General features: G+C 45.6%; 14 protein-coding genes and 1 pseudogene. 6 read left to right on the forward strand and 9 right to left on the reverse strand.

What is annotated here, in order from left to right:
* Positions 1-4: 4 nt before the first annotated feature.
* The 4 genes from map to G9F50_RS14400 all read left to right on the forward strand — a co-directional run bounded on the left by map (position 5) and on the right by G9F50_RS14400 (position 1,673).
* The gene (gene map, locus G9F50_RS14385; protein WP_014417181.1) at positions 5-754 is read left to right on the forward strand and encodes a type I methionyl aminopeptidase; all 750 of its coding nucleotides are present in this window, start codon (positions 5-7) and stop codon (positions 752-754) included.
* Positions 755-810: 56 nt separating this feature from the next.
* Positions 811-1,122, forward strand: coding sequence for a DUF3243 domain-containing protein (locus G9F50_RS14390; RefSeq protein ID WP_025284413.1), 312 nt, complete (start codon positions 811-813; stop codon positions 1,120-1,122).
* Between the two features lie 82 nt (positions 1,123-1,204).
* Positions 1,205-1,360 (forward strand): hypothetical protein, encoded by a 156-nt coding sequence (locus G9F50_RS14395; RefSeq protein ID WP_003155608.1) that lies wholly within the window; start codon positions 1,205-1,207, stop codon positions 1,358-1,360.
* Between the two features lie 178 nt (positions 1,361-1,538).
* Positions 1,539-1,673 carry a YflJ family protein gene (locus G9F50_RS14400; protein ID WP_003155609.1) on the forward strand — a complete coding sequence of 45 codons (135 nt, stop codon included), beginning with the start codon at positions 1,539-1,541 and terminating at the stop codon, positions 1,671-1,673.
* Between the two features lie 39 nt (positions 1,674-1,712).
* Here the strand turns inward: G9F50_RS14400 and G9F50_RS14405 are convergent, their stop codons facing one another.
* On the reverse strand, positions 1,713-2,372 hold the full coding sequence (locus G9F50_RS14405; protein WP_015239385.1) for an MOSC domain-containing protein: 660 nt from the start codon (positions 2,370-2,372) through the stop codon (positions 1,713-1,715).
* Between the two features lie 67 nt (positions 2,373-2,439).
* Here G9F50_RS14405 and G9F50_RS14410 point away from each other — a divergent pair, with 67 nt between their 5' ends.
* Complete coding sequence (locus G9F50_RS14410) at positions 2,440-2,712, forward strand: acylphosphatase (protein WP_025284412.1); 273 nt, start codon at positions 2,440-2,442, stop codon at positions 2,710-2,712.
* On the opposite strand, the gene nosA is transcribed toward G9F50_RS14410, so the two are convergent.
* The 8 genes from nosA to G9F50_RS14450 all read right to left on the reverse strand — a co-directional run bounded on the left by nosA (position 2,706) and on the right by G9F50_RS14450 (position 15,005).
* Entirely contained in the window at positions 2,706-3,797 is a 1,092-nt protein-coding gene (gene nosA / locus G9F50_RS14415) for a nitric oxide synthase (protein ID WP_060562226.1), read from the reverse strand. The genes G9F50_RS14410 and nosA overlap by 7 nt on opposite strands.
* A 123-nt stretch (positions 3,798-3,920) precedes the next feature.
* Positions 3,921-4,715 carry an MBL fold metallo-hydrolase gene (locus G9F50_RS14420; protein WP_039062768.1) on the reverse strand — a complete coding sequence of 265 codons (795 nt, stop codon included), beginning with the start codon at positions 4,713-4,715 and terminating at the stop codon, positions 3,921-3,923.
* Positions 4,716-4,766: 51 nt separating this feature from the next.
* Positions 4,767-6,065 carry an Mg(2+)/citrate complex secondary transporter CitM gene (gene citM, locus G9F50_RS14425; RefSeq protein WP_007408485.1) on the reverse strand — a complete coding sequence of 433 codons (1,299 nt, stop codon included), beginning with the start codon at positions 6,063-6,065 and terminating at the stop codon, positions 4,767-4,769.
* Positions 6,066-6,257: 192 nt separating this feature from the next.
* Entirely contained in the window at positions 6,258-7,220 is a 963-nt protein-coding gene (locus G9F50_RS14430) for a tripartite tricarboxylate transporter substrate binding protein (protein ID WP_012117061.1), read from the reverse strand.
* Between the two features lie 12 nt (positions 7,221-7,232).
* Positions 7,233-7,913, reverse strand: coding sequence for a response regulator (locus G9F50_RS14435; protein ID WP_007610021.1), 681 nt, complete (start codon positions 7,911-7,913; stop codon positions 7,233-7,235).
* Positions 7,910-9,514, reverse strand: a complete 1,605-nt coding sequence (locus G9F50_RS14440) for a sensor histidine kinase (protein WP_060562225.1) — start codon at positions 9,512-9,514, stop codon at positions 7,910-7,912. Before G9F50_RS14440 ends, G9F50_RS14435 begins: the two co-directional genes overlap by 4 nt.
* A 241-nt stretch (positions 9,515-9,755) precedes the next feature.
* Positions 9,756-13,748 carry a sortase gene (locus G9F50_RS14445; protein WP_157843567.1) on the reverse strand — a complete coding sequence of 1,331 codons (3,993 nt, stop codon included), beginning with the start codon at positions 13,746-13,748 and terminating at the stop codon, positions 9,756-9,758.
* Positions 13,749-13,928: 180 nt separating this feature from the next.
* On the reverse strand, positions 13,929-15,005 hold the full coding sequence (locus tag G9F50_RS14450) for a response regulator (RefSeq protein ID WP_060562223.1): 1,077 nt from the start codon (positions 15,003-15,005) through the stop codon (positions 13,929-13,931).
* 804 nt (positions 15,006-15,809) lie between these two features.
* Here G9F50_RS14450 and G9F50_RS20600 point away from each other — a divergent pair.
* Positions 15,810-17,123, forward strand: a pseudogene (locus G9F50_RS20600) (sensor histidine kinase); the annotation flags it as partial.
* Positions 17,124-17,143 lie beyond the last annotated feature (20 nt).

The raw sequence follows: 17,143 nt of genomic DNA on the forward strand, positions 1-17,143 counted from the left end.
GACAATGATTGTAACGAACGATCAAGAATTAGAAGGGCTTAAAAAAATCGGCAGAATCGTCGCGCTGGCGCGTGAAGAAATGAAGAAAAAAGCCGAGCCCGGCATGAGCACGAAAGATCTTGACCTGATCGGAAAGGCGGTGCTTGACGAGCACGGAGCCGCTTCCGCTCCGGAGAAGGAATACGATTTCCCGGGCGTGACATGCATCAGCGTAAATGACGAAGTCGCTCACGGCATTCCGAGCGCCTCTAAAATCTTAAAAGCCGGAGATCTTGTAAATATCGATATTTCGGCGGAGTTCGGCGGTTTTTATTCAGATACGGGCATTTCATTTGTGCTCGGAGAAGGCGATGAACGTCTGCAAAAGCTTTGTAACTGCGCAGCATCCGCATTTCAGAAAGGATTGGATCAGGCAAAAGCCGGCAAACGCCAAAATCAGATCGGCAGAGCCGTCTACCATGAAGCCCGCTCCAACGGATTTACCGTCATTAAAACGCTGACGGGCCACGGAATCGGCAGAAACCTCCATGAAGCGCCGAACCACATCATGAATTACTACGATCCGTTTGATAACGCGCTTCTTAAAAACGGAACCGTGATCGCGCTTGAGCCGTTTATTTCCACGAAAGCGGAAACGATTGTTGAAACGGGAGACGGCTGGACGTATAAAACGCCGGATAAAAGCCTTGTCGCCCAAGTGGAACACACCATCGTGATCACAAAAGACAAACCGATTATTTTAACTGCATTGTAATGTTTCATCTCCCTCCCAAACAGGTATACAACAACTAACCCGAAGGAGGGAGACGCATGAAAAAAGATAAAGAAAAAATCAAAATCGAAAACGAAATACACGCCATGCACGGCGTAACGAAACAGCAGATTTTAGAGGATTTCGAGGAATTTAAGGCGTACCTTCATCAGAAAATTTCCGCCGGAAAAAAACTGGGTCTGGATGACAGCAAAATCATCAAAAGCGCCGCCATCCTCGGGGACTATCTCGCCAAACACGAGGAGCCCTGCAATGCGGAAGAAAAACTCTTACAAGAACTGTGGGACATTGCGGATGACAATGAAAAACAGCATTTGGCCCAGCTTCTCGTCAAACTTGCCGGACACTGATACAGTGCCCGGCTTTTTTATGCTCCGTTATAAGAGTTGTGCTACACTGGACATATGTCTGTGAAAGGAGCCATTTTTCAACATGTGGTTTATTATCTTCGGGTTTATTTTCTTTATTGAAAGCATCATTCTCACCGTTTACGGAGTGAAGAAAAAGAAGGGGATGCTGATTTATTTCGGCGTCGTTTTCGGAATCATGACACTCGGAACGGTGCTGTTAAAATTAACCGGCCATTAAGCATGAAAAGACCGCCCTTTACATATATATGTAAGAAAGCTTTACATCTCTGAATCGAAAGTCTCAGTTTTTGCGTTATCCCTTTTCAGCGTCTTTTTATAGATGTTACAATGCCAAAAGTTTGGCAAAAACTGAAGAAACCTCCCCAGCGGGAGAACGGAGAAAGGAGTTTTCTGACATGCATTATGGCAGTAAAGGCTGGTATGTAGAAGAGTTAAAGAAAAAAGGAATTACCCACTATGAAGGAAGAAAGCTTCAAAGCTTCAAAAAGTACTTCCTTGCCAATCTGCTGGAAACAAAAAAACAAGCATAACGTAAATCAGCCGTGCTGTCAGTGCAGCACGGCTTTTTTCTATACATTAGTGAGCCTGTCTCTTTTTTTAAGGAAGGACTCCCTCCAGCTTTCTGACAGCGCTTCTTCCCGCAGTATTTCTTCAATCGCTGACAGATTGCCGGAATCACGATATTTCACTTCATTCGCATACCAGACGGAAATGCTTTCTTTTCCTCTCGACAGACGCTTGAGGACGGGACGCGGATCGACATATCCTTCTTCAAGCACCCTGAAATAAAAGCCGGTAAATCCCGTCTGCTGTACACGGAGCACCATATCTTTGATGCCATATTTGAGCGCGAGTTTGACGCAGGGCTGGCGCGGCTGGCTTACTTGAACGACGGCTTCCCCCAGCTGAAAGACGTCTCCGATCCACACGTCTTGTTCGGCAAGTCCTTTGACCGTTACATTCTCCCCGAACGCGGCGGCGGGAAGTTTTCTTGCGAGCGTTGTTTCCCAATATGAATAATGCTCGGCGGGATACACGCACACCGCTTTATCGGGGCCTCCGTGATGCTTCAAGTCGGCTTGCCCGTCCCCGTCAAAATGGGTTTTATACAGCATGACGGGAGAATCTGCGGGCCGCTTTATGATGCCGGAATTGATTTGTCTGCCGGCAAATTCATGAATTGCGGGCTTTCCGAGATTGATAGATAAGACAGAATAGTCTTGCGTCACCTCGTTCACATCCTTTGCGAAATCTCATATCTTTCCTTTATCATAGTAAGAAAAAGGTGGTTTTTCCATGCTTCAATATCATATGATTGCAGACGGCCGGGTTCAGGGCGTAGGTTTTCGCTACTTCGTCCAGATGGAAGCCGACAGACATAAGGTAGCCGGCTGGGTAAAAAACCGTGATGACGGCCGGGTGGAAATCCTTGCCGAAGGTCCTGAAGAGTCGTTAAAACAATTTGCCGAAGCAGTCAGAAAAGGCAGCCCCTTCTCAAATGTCACCGGCATAACCATCGAAGAATCACACCGTCTGAAAGGGTACCGCACTTTTACCATCAGTTACTGATAAGGCTTGTCCTGATAATAATAATTCGGCTTCACAATTGTATTGTCATATGATTTATGGAAAATGTGGGTGGAAGCCGGCGAGATCGGCGGAATCAGCCAGGTCCAGTCGCCCGTCAGCTTTCTGCCCGCGTCTTGTTCCTGTTCTTCAAAGCGTTTAAATTGATTCGCCGCCGTATGGTGATCGACAATGCTGACACCGTGTTTTTTGTATGAATAGAGCACTGCCTTATTCAGTTCCACCAGCACCTGATCCTTCCACAGGTCGGTATTCAGGCTGGCGGAAATCCCCATGACCGCAGCGGCTTTTTTGAGCATATCATACCGTTTTTCGTCAGCAAGGTTCCTTGCGCCGATTTCGGTTCCCATATACCATCCGTTAAAAGGCGCCGCGTTGTACGACAGCCCGCCGATTTCAAGCCTCATATCGGCGATAATCGGAACCCCGTACCATCTGAGATTTAAATCGGCAAACTCTTCAATATCCGGATGGGTGATCGGCACTTCTTTCACGAGCGTCTGAGGCAGGTCATACCAGACCGGCTGCCCGTCCCCTTTCATCCGGAAAAGCAGCGGCAGAATATCAAAATCGGTCCGCTTCCCGCGCCAGCCGAGTTTTTCGCAGACAGCCGTCAGCTCATATGATGCCGGATCACCGACTCTTCCTTTTTCAGTCTCATATCCCGCGTAGCGGATGAGCTGGTGATTCCAGATTTCCACTTGCTTCTCCCCATTCTTCTCAGGGGGGAAAATCGTAATCGTCGGTTTAATTTTTCCGCCGTTCGTGGCGATTTCAATATGTTCAAATAATGCGTCGCGCACCTCTTCTTTCGTTTTCACACCGCGCCGGTCAATGACGTTCAGCGATTGCCAGAACAGACGCCCGATACAGCGGTTGCTGTTGCGCCACGCCATTTTCGCCCCGTGTTCAAGCTCTTCCGCCGTATGGACGTAACTTCCCGTCCGATCTATCTCATCTTTTATCGCGTGCAGACGCGCGTTGATTTGCGATTCCATTCCGAGTTCCTGATAGCAGACATCAATAAAATCCTTCGCCTCATCCCAAAGTATTTCCGTATGTTTCAAAAAACTCTCTCCTTCAATTTACATCTGTTTCCCATTGTATCGTTTTTAGGAGTGAACACAATGGTTTTTTTGTATCATACTGGAAACTGCAAAGAAAAAACACCTGTGATGTTCGCAGGTGTTTTACAAAACGGAATGCAGTTTTTCAGCCAGTGTAAGCAAATCCTCACGGTAGTTTTTTCCCGTCATCGGAATTCCGTGACCCGTCAAAAGCGCTTCCGGCTCCAGTTCGGCCAGTTTCTGAACGGATGCAGCCGCCGTCTGCGTATCCGCTGTAAAATAAGCGGGCGGCCCGTGAAGCTCTTGCTTTTGAATGACAACGTCCGCAAGCGATTCCTGTTCAACAGTGATCACGGCATCACCGGCAAGCAGAACGCGGTCTTTATCCCGGAATAATGAAATATGGCCGGGGGTGTGACCGGGCGTATGCACCCATTTCCATTCTTCAAGAAACGGAACGGTACCGTCTGAAGGCAGTGCCTGAACGGACGGAATGCGGATCGAATGGCGCGGAAACAGCGGTGACAGCTTTGCGACAAGCCCTTTTTTCGCATCGGGCCTGGCAGGCGGATAATCCGCTTTCCCCGTGACGTACGGGAGCTCCTTTTCATGAATGTAAACCGGCACATCCCAAAGCTCAAGCAGCTCTTCAATCGCACCGACATGATCAAAATGACCGTGTGTCAAAATGACCGCCTTCAGCTGATACCCCTCTTTGAATCGGCGTTTCATTTCTTCTGTTATCATCTCCGCCGATTGCGGCATTCCCGCGTCAACCAGAATGATTTCCCGCGGAGCTGAGGGATTTTCGATAAAGTAAACATTCGCAATCTGCACGGTCAGTCCGTAAACGCCGTCCGCCGCTTTAAAACCGGCTCCGCTTCTCACTGAAAAAAGCGGCATAAACGGATCACTCATCATGGCACCTCCTCTGATGCCTTTAGTGTGCGACGAACCGGGTGTTTTATGTTAAAAAATCGTGATTGCGCCGATGATGAGCGCAAAGGCCGTCATGACGATAACGGCAAGAACCGCCCATTTCATCGCAAACTTCTGGTGTTCATCAATGGTGACCCCGGCAAGCCCGACTAATAAATGCGTCGACGGCACGAGCGGGCTTAACATATGAATCGGCTGGCCGATGATCGAAGCGCGGGCGATTTCCACCTTATCGACACCGTACGCCACGGCGGTCTCGGATAAAATGGGCAGCACGCCGTAAAAATAGGCGTCATTGGGCATCAGAAACGTAAAGATACCGCTCGTTAAGGCAACAATCGCCGGAATAAATCCCCCCATCTGTTCCGGAATAAGCGATACGAGGGAAATGGCCATCTCATCAACCATCTTCGTTCCCGTTAAAATTCCGGTAAACACGCCTGCGGCAAAAATCATCGAACCGATCGCAAGCACATTGCTCGAATGGGCTGAAATACGCTCCCTTTGATCGTTAAGCTTCGGATAGTTGACAATCAGCGCGATACAAAACGCAATGATGAACAGCACGGTTAAATTCACTTTTCCTGACACTAAAAATCCCACTAAAGAAAGCGTTAACAGTAAATTGAACCACCACAGTTTCGGCCGCCTCCATTCATCTTCCGCAGCCGCAGCTGTTTCATTTGTATGGGACGGCTGCTTTAATTCGATCACCCCGAGCCGTTTCCTTTCCATCCTTCCGAGTACATAAGCGACCACAATCATACACACCATTCCGCTGGCAATGACAGGCAGCATCGGCCCCGTCAGCTCTGCCGGGTCAACGCCGAGCGCACTCGCCGCACGCGGCGTCGCGCCGCCCCATGGTATCGTGTTCATGATACCCATGCCGACACCGGCGATTCCCGCTAAAATAATCGGACGGATTCCGAGCATGATATACAAAGGCAGCATTGCGCTTGTCGTAATCATATACGTCGTCGAGCCGTCTCCGTCCAGTGCGACAAGCATGGTTAAAACGGCTGTTCCGACTACAATTTTGAGCGGGTCGCCTTTAACCAGCTTTAAAATGCGCGACACCATCGGATCAAATAAACCGGTATCAATCATAATGCCGAAATAAAGAATCGCAAACATAATCATGACTGCAATCGGCGCCACCTGTTCAATCCCGGAAATCATCATCTCGCCGACCCGGTTAAAAGAAAACCCGGCAAACAGCGCAAACACGATCGGCGTTAATACGAGCGCCGTTAACACTGAAAGCCGTTTTGTCATAATCAGCACCATAAAAACAAGCATCATAAGAAAGCCTAAGATTGCTAACACAGTATGTCCCCCTCATCATGAATACGCTTACATTTTAAAGGCCCGATCCCCTTTATCCGCCTTTTTGCTATCTTATGAGAATTGGATATTGAAGTAAATATTTTGGATTTTAAAGATTTTTAATTTTTTATAACCTTTTCGTTCATTTTGTTCATTTATAAATAAAAAGCCTCCCGCAAATATGCGGAAGGCTTATTTTTCGCTGCTCATCATCTCTTTATAAAACTCGGTCTGCTCTTCTAAAAAGCGTTTTGCGCCGCTGCTGTTTTTATAAAAGCTCTCCCAATCCCGTTTTTTCAACATTTGCTTCCACTCCGCGGATGAGGTAATCTGTTTCAAAGCCTGATCCCAATAGGCGATCTCGCCTTCGGTCATGTCTTTCGGCCCCATGATGCCTCTCCAGTGCGCAAAGACAAACGGCACCCCCTGCTCTTTCCATGTCGGCACATCGCTGAAGCCGGAGAGCCTTTTGTCCGACGTAACGGCCGCCAATGTGATTTTCCCTTTCCGATAGGCGTCTCTCGCTTCTGAAATGGTCATTGAGGCGGCGTCTATCTCGTGGCTGATAAGAGCTTCAATGACTTCATTGCTGCTCCCGTATTGAAAAAAGCGGATATCAAACGGAGAAATTCCGGCCATTTCCGCCGCTCTCGCAAAGGAGAGCTGGTCATCATTTCCGAGGCCGGGCGCAAATCCGATTTTTATGCCGCCCGGATGTGCTTTAATATCGCCGAGCAGCCGCTTTCCGCTTTTTATCTTTGAATCCTTCGGAAGAGCGACGGTCTGCCACTCTTTTGCGATAATGGCCAAAGGCGTAAAATCAGCTGCCTTCAGCCGGCTTTGTCCCAAAATTTCATTGCTTAACAGCAGGCTTGAATTCATACTGATGACATCCGTTTTTCGTTCGTTTACATATTTCCAGCCGCTGTCTCCGCCTCCGCCGGGTTTATAGACGATCTTTACGGGCCGGCCTAATATTTGCTTCCGCTCTATTACCGATTGCAAAGCTTTTGCCGTTACGTCCCAGCCCCCTTGAGGCGCTGCCGGGACGACAATTTCAACCGGCCCTTCGGCTGAACGGATGCCCGCCATCTGCCGTCCGTCAAAAGAAACCAGCGCCGCCAGCATGACAAGAAGCACTCCCAACCGCTTCATTTCTCCCATCCCTTATTCATGTGCTAAATAATATTTCCGTTCCGGCCTGCCGATAATGCCGTACTCTAATTCAGCGAGCGCTTCTTCCCGAGAAACGAGAAACTCGGCGTAGCGCCGCGCCGTTGTTCTGGAGGCGCCCATTTTTTCGCCCAGTTCTTCAGCCGTCATCCCTTTTTGGGCTGCCCTGAGCGCGTTTTTGATTTTTTGAAGTGTAATCGAATTAATCCCGGTCGGCAGATCATTGAGCTGTTTTTGTTCTTTCTGACCGCTTCCGAAAAACATGTCGATAACGGACTGGCTCAGCTCCGGCTGTGAGTGCAGCCATTCTCTTTTTTCACGGTACTGCAAAAGCACTTCTGTAAATTTATGTGCCGACACCGGCTTTATGACATAGTGGGAAACGCCTGATCTGAGCGCTTCCTGCAGCAGTCTTGTTTCGGCAGAAGCCGTAATAATGATGATATCAACGGAAGGAAAACGGCCGCGGATAAGGGGAAGCAGATCTGTTCCCAGCTCATCCGGCATATAAATATCCAAAAGCAGCAGATCAGGCTGCCGTTTCTCAAGCAGCGATATGGTGTCTTTGGCATTGATTGCTTTGCCGATGACATTGAATCCATCAAGATGTTCGATAAATTTTTCGTGAATTTGCGCTATTCGAAAGTCGTCCTCTGCAATCGCGATGTTAATCACACCGATTCCCCCTTTGGCGTTTCTTTCGGTATAAACACCGTAAATACGGCACCGCCGCTCTTTTGCTGCGAAATCTCTATCGATCCCTGCAATTCACTGACGGCTTCTTTCAGATTGGCTAAGCCGTATCCTCTCCTAGTCCCCTTTGAAGAGTAGCCCTTTTCAAATATCGTTTCTGTTTTTTCCTGAGGCACGCCGTCTCCTGAGTCCGCCACTTCGATGACGATATCCCTGCCGATATCGGTCATGAAAAAGGATACCTCTTTTTTCTCTTTTTCGGCGACGGCTTCGAAAGCGTTATCAATAAGATTTCCGATGATCGTAATGAGCTGGGATGAACCCACATGCTCCGGCAGCGATTCTAAAAAGCTGTTTTCATCTATTGAAAGCTTCACTTTCTTCTCAGACGCCTTTCCCATTTTTCCTAATAGTATGGCCTGAACCCGCTGTGAATGAATGTTTTGAAAGAGGATTTCATGCTGTTCATTCTGGATGGCGTACTCTTCTTTTATCAGTTCAATGGCTTCATTATATTCTCCCAGCTCTAACAGACCGAGTATCGCGTAAAGCTTATTCGAGAATTCATGCGTTTGCGCCCGGAGATCCTCAGAGTATTTTTTCATTTCAGTCAGCTTGTTGATCAGTTTCTTGAGCTCCGTTTTTTCGCGGAAGCTGATCACCGCTCCGTATACTTGTCCGGTCTGCTTCATTTCTTTCACATTTAAGATAAATACTTTATCTCCGGCACGCACCTCCACGTTCGGCGGTATTTCTCCCCCTGCCAACACCGGCATGAGCTTTGCGCCCGGCATGATTTCTTTTATATGCCTTCCGATCATCGGTTCCGGAAGATTCAGCATATCAGCCGCAGATAAATTCATCATGGTTACCGCGCCTTCTTTGTTTACGGCGATAATCCCTTCTTTAATCGCAAGGAGCATCGCATTGCGTTCCCTGTACAGCGCTGCAATTTCATGCGGTTCAAGGCCGAGTGTATCTTTACGGATGCTTTTTGCGAGCGCCGCCGCTCCCCCGATGCCGATAAGAAACACCAAACATGCAAAATAGCCTAAATGCCGCAGATGCGCTTTCATATCTTTTTCTATCTCATCTTGTAAAAACTCGACTGTCACCGTTCCGACGACTTCGTTATGATTTTTTTCCTCCAAAATAACCGGGGCGCTCCCCCGGACAGCCTTCATTCCGTCGGAAACCGGTGACCCGCCGAACATGACGGTTTTATTTTGCAGATTTTGATTTTCTTTCGGAATGCTGCTGCGGGCCGAATGAAATGCAACATGCCCTTTTTGATCAGTGATGTAGACGGCGTGCGCGCCTGCCTGTTCTTTCATTTGTTCAATGACATCTAACTTTGTAAAAGCCTCTTGATCCGCAAGCCGGAACGCCTCTTTTACAGGAGGCATGTATGAAATGGTTTTTGCCGTTTGCACCGCCAGCTGTTCAGCCTGCTTCTGGCCTTCTTTTAATTGCTGAAAGGCAAATATAACTGTGAGCGTTCCGATGACAAGTATTAATAAAGCCGTGATTAATCCGGCGATTTTCATTTGCAGAGAGACATAAAACCGCTTCGCTTCCAACACAGCACCAGCCGTCCTTTCCTCCTAAAATCATACCACTTTTTAAATCTTTGTTTCTCATTTTTGAGAATTTTCGTGATCTTTTTCTCTTGTCATTTCTTTCAAAAAGTGCAGTCTGGTATAATTTCCCTCAAAAGAGATAAGAAGGATGAACTTTTTATAATCGCTGCGCAAAAAAAGACTGACAGAAGCCAGTCTCGGGATGTTTAACAGCGGACGTATATTCAGTTGAAAAAGTGTTTCTCTATGATGGCCGAGATACATTTGAATGACCGGAAATATCAATCAATTTTCCTTTGACGGCCAGGCGTCCTTCGGTTCTTACCGCTTTGTCGCATGTGATTAATGTAATCTCTTTATCTTTTGTCTCATGAATTGCGTTTGCTTCTATTTCTGAAATCATGGTTTTTGATGTTACAGAATAAATATAGTCTTTTCTAAAGTCGGTCATCACGATTTGCGCGCCTTTTTTTATGTGTAAAAGAGGGCCGAACAATAGGTTCTCCTGCTTCAGATGGTGGCCTGCCAACGGGTAGTTTCCCTCGCCCATTTTCTGATCCGGACGCATAGTTGCCGCGCCGATCAGCAGGTTTTCATTGGTTGTGCCTTTTAAAATCGGAAGGTCTAAATCGATGCTGCTGATGGTGTAGCCGTCCGGAGCTTTTATTTCTTTCAGTACATAGGTTCCGTAACGGATATTCCCAAACGTAAGTTTACCGGCATCGTCTGTTGTGCCCGTACGCAGCAGCTGCTTGCCGTCTTTAGACCATAATTGAAAGCCGGCTCCTGAAAGAGATGTTCCGTCTGATCCTGTTTTAGATATCGTCAGGCTTCCCTTCTCTCCTGATCCTGAGCCGCCGCCGCTTGAAATGGCGACAAATACTGAGCTGTTGTTCTCTTGGGTCTGCTCCTCAACATTTGTCCCTGATATCGACACTTTGTTGCTGACCTGACCGCTGCTGCCGGAAATATTAATGAGAGAACGATATTGTATGACATACGCGCGGTCGATTTGTTTATAGCTGCCTGTAAAGGTGAGGACAAATGATTGTTCACCGGTGGCATTGTCAGTTTTTATATCTAGTTTATAGTCCTTATCTTTTTCAAGCTTCACATCACCCGGAATAAGATTTCCGCTGCTGTCTTTCATAACGCCGTTCTCATTATATTTTGCTTGATATACTTTAAAAGAATCTTCATCTATTATTTGATTCTCATCCGGGGTGTCTTTGACTTTTACGTCATCCAGTGTCGATTGGCTGGCATTGACATTAATGTTCCAATCGATATTGTTTCCGTTCTGCTTGCCGCCTTTCGAAATCAGGTTTCCTCCGTTTGCGATGGAAACTGAACCCGTCAGCGTTCGGTCTGCATGGTCATTATTAAAGTACTCTGCTTTGTTTGTGTATTGATTCTGTTTGATGACCTGGCCTTTTAATGACGTTTTAAATTCAATCAGGTATGGTAAGGCGTCATCAGTTTTGAGACGTACGATTAACGTATTTTTGTTGCCGTCTGACGGCTCTTCTATTTCATATTTTGAAGAATCCAGCGCCTCTCCTTCAGTGATGGAACCGTTTTTGCTGATGGTATACGTTTTAACAGCAACCGACCCATGCAAAAATTGCTGACCATCTGTGATCGTATCTTTTATATAAGGATTTTTTGAAGGTTCGCCATTGTAATTGATGCCGACTTTCCATGTGATTTCTTTTGAAACGGCATTGTATGAGCCGTTTTTGAATCCGTTATGGGACGTCTGATTGTTCGGTGTGAAACCGCTCGATTCCTTATTTGTGCGTTTGCCGCCGTTTTTATCCGTCCATGTCGACTCCGCCGTATTCTTAATGGGTTCGTTTGAAAAGTCAGCGTTGAATTTTGTCGTATACGTGATCTTAAACTGACTGTTTGTTTCTGCGTAGTCCCCGATCAATGCTATTGTAAAGCCTTGATTTCCGGGTTTTTTTGTTAATGTATAGTCTGTTCCTTCTTTCAGCGTTTTGTTATCAGTCGTGTCTTGCATGTGAAATGAATCGTCAATGAGCGTCAGGCCTCCGCTGGTGAATTGATCATCCAGCGTCCAGTCTTTCATTGTGTAACCGTTTTTGTTAACTGTGATTGTCCAATCAACCGTCTTCTTCTCATAGTCTGCATTTGAATAATTTTTGATCAGATTCTGCTGAATGGCGGTTCCCGGAGTTTCCTTCGAGTCCCCCGTATCTGTCACTACTGTGTTGGTGTATTTGACAGGACTGTCAATAATGACCCCATCGTTGACTTGAGATTGATAAATGATCTTATATGCTCCTGTGACACTTTGCTTGAATTTTATTTCAAAACCGTTCCCGTTATCAGTCAGCGTATAATCCTCACCCTCTTTTAATGGGGCGCCCTCTTGTTCGCTGCCGTTCTGGCTGAATGTAATCGGAAGGACTTTCAATGAACCGGGAACAAGATGCAGATCGTCTGATCCGAACGTATCCTTGATGCCGGCTTTGGATTGATCAATCTTTTTCTCACCGTAGTTGTACATAACAGCCCAGCTGAACGTTTGGGATTCTCCTTTATAACCTGTCGAAGATTTTTCTATCATTTTTCCGTAACCCGCTGTTACGGAAGCTTCCGCAGAAATTGGCTCCGCATTGTCTCCGCTGAATGCCGCCTTGTTTGTCAGCGTGATGTTTCCGCCTTTACCCGGCTTTGCCTCATCTTTAATTTCCGTGTCATATATGAGCCGGTAGGCTGAATCGATCGTCCCGGCGAAGGTGACATTACCGTTTTCGCCAACGGTATAACCTGAAGTTATCTCATTTCCCTGACTCACCGAGCCGTCAATATTCACATCAAGTTCATACACTTTCACAGAGCGGAAAATCAATTCGTCCGGAAGGCTTTCAGTCAATTTCGCATGTTTAACTTCTTCTTCCTTTTTATTAAGATCAACCGTCCACGTTACCTTTCCGGGATTAATACCTTTATCCAATGACCCTGATTTCTCAATGGTTTTATTGACATTCGGTTTAAAATAAACCGTTACGTCCGGCGTATCAGAGTTAACCGGAAACTTAATCTTTTGCGTGGTTGATCCTTTTATTTCTTTCTGATTGAATTGGGTGTTTACATACAATGACCCCTTGACGTTAGTATCTTCTTTTACCTCGCCGTTAAACGTCATGATGACATGGCCGCTCGTATTAATGGAAAAAGTTCCGTACGTACTATCGCCGTCGGTCAATGGCTGGTTCGTAATGTCATTATGCATGATAAATTCTTTAGGCAGATCAAATTCATATCGATCCCCGTCGTTTATTGTTTTTCCAAGCTCATTCGGAATCGCCCATTGAATGGTGATATTTGCCGGAGAGTTCGTATTCGCAGGGTTGTTTTTGTCATATGGTTTTCCTTTTTCATCCGTCAATTTCACATCAGTTAAAATATTTTGCGTAATCCGGCTTCCGCCTGATTGAAGGCTTTTAGCGGCAGATTTGCTTGAAACCGCCATTTTTGATTGACTGCGTTTAGCAGAAGGTTTTGGTTTCGTTGTCTGTTCTGCTTTCTCCCCGCCGTCTGCAGATACTGATTTTTTCTCTGTCTTTTGCTGAGGTTCAGCAGGTGTTGAAGAGGTGTTTTTTTCTGTTTCGGAATCCGTTGTTCCGTCTTTCTTCACAGGTATTAACACCTGCTGGGTCTTGCCGGCATCCAGTTGAAAAAGAGCTTTTGCCATTTTCGTCTCATCTGTTATGTCGGGAGTAAACTTCGCCGACAGTGTAATGGAGCCTTTGGCATCCCCGGCATCTGCTTCAGCATCGTTCACTTTCACTTCCAGCGTGCTGCTGTCTGCTTCAGCTTTATATATACCGATCACCCGATCAGCTGATGTCAGCTCACCTTCGGCCTCGTTATCTAATGTAAAACTTTCCGGAATCTTTAAGGTGATATTCCGGTCACTTGCATCTTCCTTGTTTTTTAGTGACCATTCGTATGTCAGTGTCACTTTATCTCCCGGTGCTAAAGCGGGCTCACTCCCTTTTGACCCGTCAACAGTCTGCTGTCTGCCGTCTTTGACTGCAACTGAATCAAAAAACCCGCTCACGCTTTGTTGTGATCCGGAAGCGGCTGCGATCGGAGTAAAGCTGACAACTTGGCTGAAGATGAAAAACAGCGTGAAGCATGAAATTAATGCCGCCCTCAGCCTTTTGCTTTTTTTCGGGCTGAACGAAAAGTTCCTCACTCCCAATGTCTTATTCCTCCCCTTTTATATAGACTTACGTTCGAACAAGCCGGTAAGTATGGGATTCTCCTTATCCGAACCAAACTACATTGTATGAAATCAGCCTATACAAATTCTGTACATGGGATCATTTCAGAAATAGCGAACAAAAAAAGACCGGCATCAGCCGGTCCGGTCATTCAATCGTCAATTGATTTTATCTTTTAATTGTTTATAGCGTTCGTATTCCTTTATCGCCTCTTCTACCTTTCCCAGTTTATTAAATAACTGCAGTCTGTATTGTATAATTTTATCGTCACCGGGCTCTATTTTCTCAACCTGCAGGCAAATGTCCATCGCTTGATGATCGTTCTTCTCTTGGATGAGAAAACCAATCAGTTCGTACGCTTTGCTGAGCCACAAATGGGCCAGACGCGCTTTTTCCGGCTCTGCCCACAGATAGCCATTCTCCATGAGATAATGGTTTTCATATGACATGACAATGTCCATATGCCGGGTTAGTGCAGCTGCGCTGAGCGGAGGAGCCTCTTTTAATGTTTTTTCCCATTCAACTGTATCAACCTTTACTCCGGAAAGCCGGAGAATGTATCCTATATCGTTATTTTCTACTGATTGGCTGAAGGGCAGCTGACCGATTAATTTCCGTATCTGATATATTGTCGAGTAAAGCTGGGTGCTTGCTTTTGATACATCATAAGCAGGCCAAAACATCTCCATCAGCATGTCTTTACTGACCGTGCGCCCTTGATTAAGAAGTAAAAATGCATACAGTTCACGGGCTTTGGATGTTCTCCACTTGACTGTTATGTATGTTTTGACACCATTTACCGATTGATAAAAGTCCAGGTTCCCAAAACATTGTATAACATAATCCGTCCCGGTATTCTCTTCTGCCGTCCTGAGTTTTTTATTCATTCGGATCCGCTCAACAGTTGTCAGCAGCCGGGCATTGTCAACCGGTTTTAAAAGATAATCGACAGCATTTAATTCAAACGCTTTGATCGCGAATTCATTATAAGCGGTGATAAAAATAACTTGGATATTTTCATTGACCTCCTGAATCGATTCAGCAAGCTCAATACCGTTTATCCCGGGCATTTCAATGTCAAGAAACACCGCATCAGCTGCTGAAAGCTCCGAATGCTCCAGAACTTCTGCCGGATCTTGAAACGTTATAATAGATTGAAAGGCGTTTGTCCGCTCAAGCATACGATTAAAATGAAGCAATGCCAGTTCCTCATCATCCACAATTAACGCTTTCAAACCGCATCCCACCCGTAAATATAGATATATCTGAAAATAATTTCAATTATACCATGTCCAATGCCCTATATAGTTGGATTCTTTTTCTTTCTCTTGTTGTATTATAACGTTTGTGATTACAATATTTATACATTACATAAGATAATAGAATGCCCCTGAATGGGATAAAGGAGTAATGATGTGAAAGAAAAATTTATTTCCATTTCGATTATTTGCGGCTACGCTGCTTTCTTTATGATTTTTATGGTCCTGAATCATTTTTCAGGATCCCCCTTCCCTCAAGCGGAACAGGGCGTGATCAATCTGGAAAAGTGGGATTTTCAAAAGGATGGAAATGTCCAGCTGAACGGGAAATGGATTCTATATCCAAATCAGATGCTGTCACCGCAGGCGCTTCATTCAGCAAAAGGAAAAAATCCCGTACTCGTTGATGTCCCTGTCAATGTGAAGCTGTTCGGCAAAACGGCCGATGTGGATTACGGGACGTACAAACTGACAATCCGATCAAATGAAGACAATCAGGTTTTGGGGATCAGCACATCTTTTATCTACAGTTCAAACCGACTTTACCTTAATGGAAAGTTAATCGGACAGAGCGGCAATCCTTCAGAAAAAGCTGATTTTAAGGCGCAGAACAAACCGTACAGCAGCTTTTTCAGGCTTCACAAGGGTGACAATGAACTTGTCCTGCATTTTTCGAATTTCGGAAAAGTTCCCGGCTGGGGGATCGCAAAACCAATAACGTTTGGGACTCAAGAACAAATTATACGTGAGAATCAAATTTCCTTTTTCAATGATTCCATTATGATTACGGCTTTTTTCATTACCGGTTTATATTTTCTCGGCTTTTTTCTGCAACGGACAAAGGATAAACATTTATTGTTCTTTTCCGTGATGTGTCTGCTTTTTTCAGCCATTATTCTTATGATCGGGAAAGAAAGAATTATCTTTCTCCTCTTTCCGTCTATTTCATTTTCATTGCTGAATTCCTTGCGTATCATCTCAACCGTGCTTGTCAGCATGGCGGTTTTTCTTTATCTCTTTTATGCATACAGAGAAATTGTTTCAAAAACGACGATCACCATTTTAACCGCTTTATCCGGGACCATCTTGATCACTGATTTTATGTCCGGAAGTTTCATTGACCATCTCTCATACATTTTACATTCTGTGCTTGCCGTTACGACTCTGTTTTATATTACATATATTTTTACGATTGCCGCCATAAGAAAAATAAAAGGAAGCACGTACCTTACACTCGCATCCGTCTCGATGAGCGCTTTTGTGATTCTTACGACCATTTCAGCTTACAGCGGCAAAACGGCTTTTTCTTTTAATTCGCTCTATTCATTGCCGACAGTCATCGCTTTATTGGCGGTGGTTCTTCTGATGGCGCAGCAATTCGCCGGAGCTTTCCGGGACAATGAAGTCCTCTCACGGAAATTAGTCAAAATCGACCAACTGAAAGATGAATTTATCGCCAAAACTTCACACGAATTCAAGACGCCGCTGAACAGCATTATTAATATATGCCAAACCCTTGTAGCCGGCAGAAAAAAGAAGACGATAGAGGAAGAGAAAGAAAATATGCAGCTGATCATCCGTATGGGCTACAGACTTTCCGATCTCGTAAATGATATTCTTGATTTGGAAAAAATGAAGCAGGGTATGCTGCAGATTCGTCCGGTTCCCGTCGATGTGCATGCCGTCATATGCAGTGAGATGAACTTCTACCGGCTCTTATCCAAACATAAAAAACTTGCCATTCTTAATCATGTGCCGGACGGCCTCCCTTTGGTGCTTGCAGATGAAAACCGATTCCGGCAAATCTTAACCAATCTTGTTGAAAACGCAATCAAGTACACATCCGAAGGGAACATTATTCTTTCTGCTGAAAGCCTGAATGACAAAATGATTCAAATCACGGTGGCCGATACCGGCAGCGGCATTCCTGAGGCTGATCTTGAAACCATTTTTGATTCTTTTCAGCAAGCGGGAGGGACAGAAGAAGATGGAACGGGTTTAGGTTTAAGTATTGTGAAACAGCTCGTCAAGCTCCAAAACGGGGACATCTGGGCGGAGTCAGCGGCGGCGCAAGGATCAGCCTTTCATTTTACATTACCCGCCGCTCAAATTGA

It is taken from the genome of Bacillus sp. EKM206B, from assembly GCF_011066015.1.
GTDB classification, from domain to species: Bacteria; Bacillota; Bacilli; order Bacillales; family Bacillaceae; genus Bacillus; species Bacillus velezensis.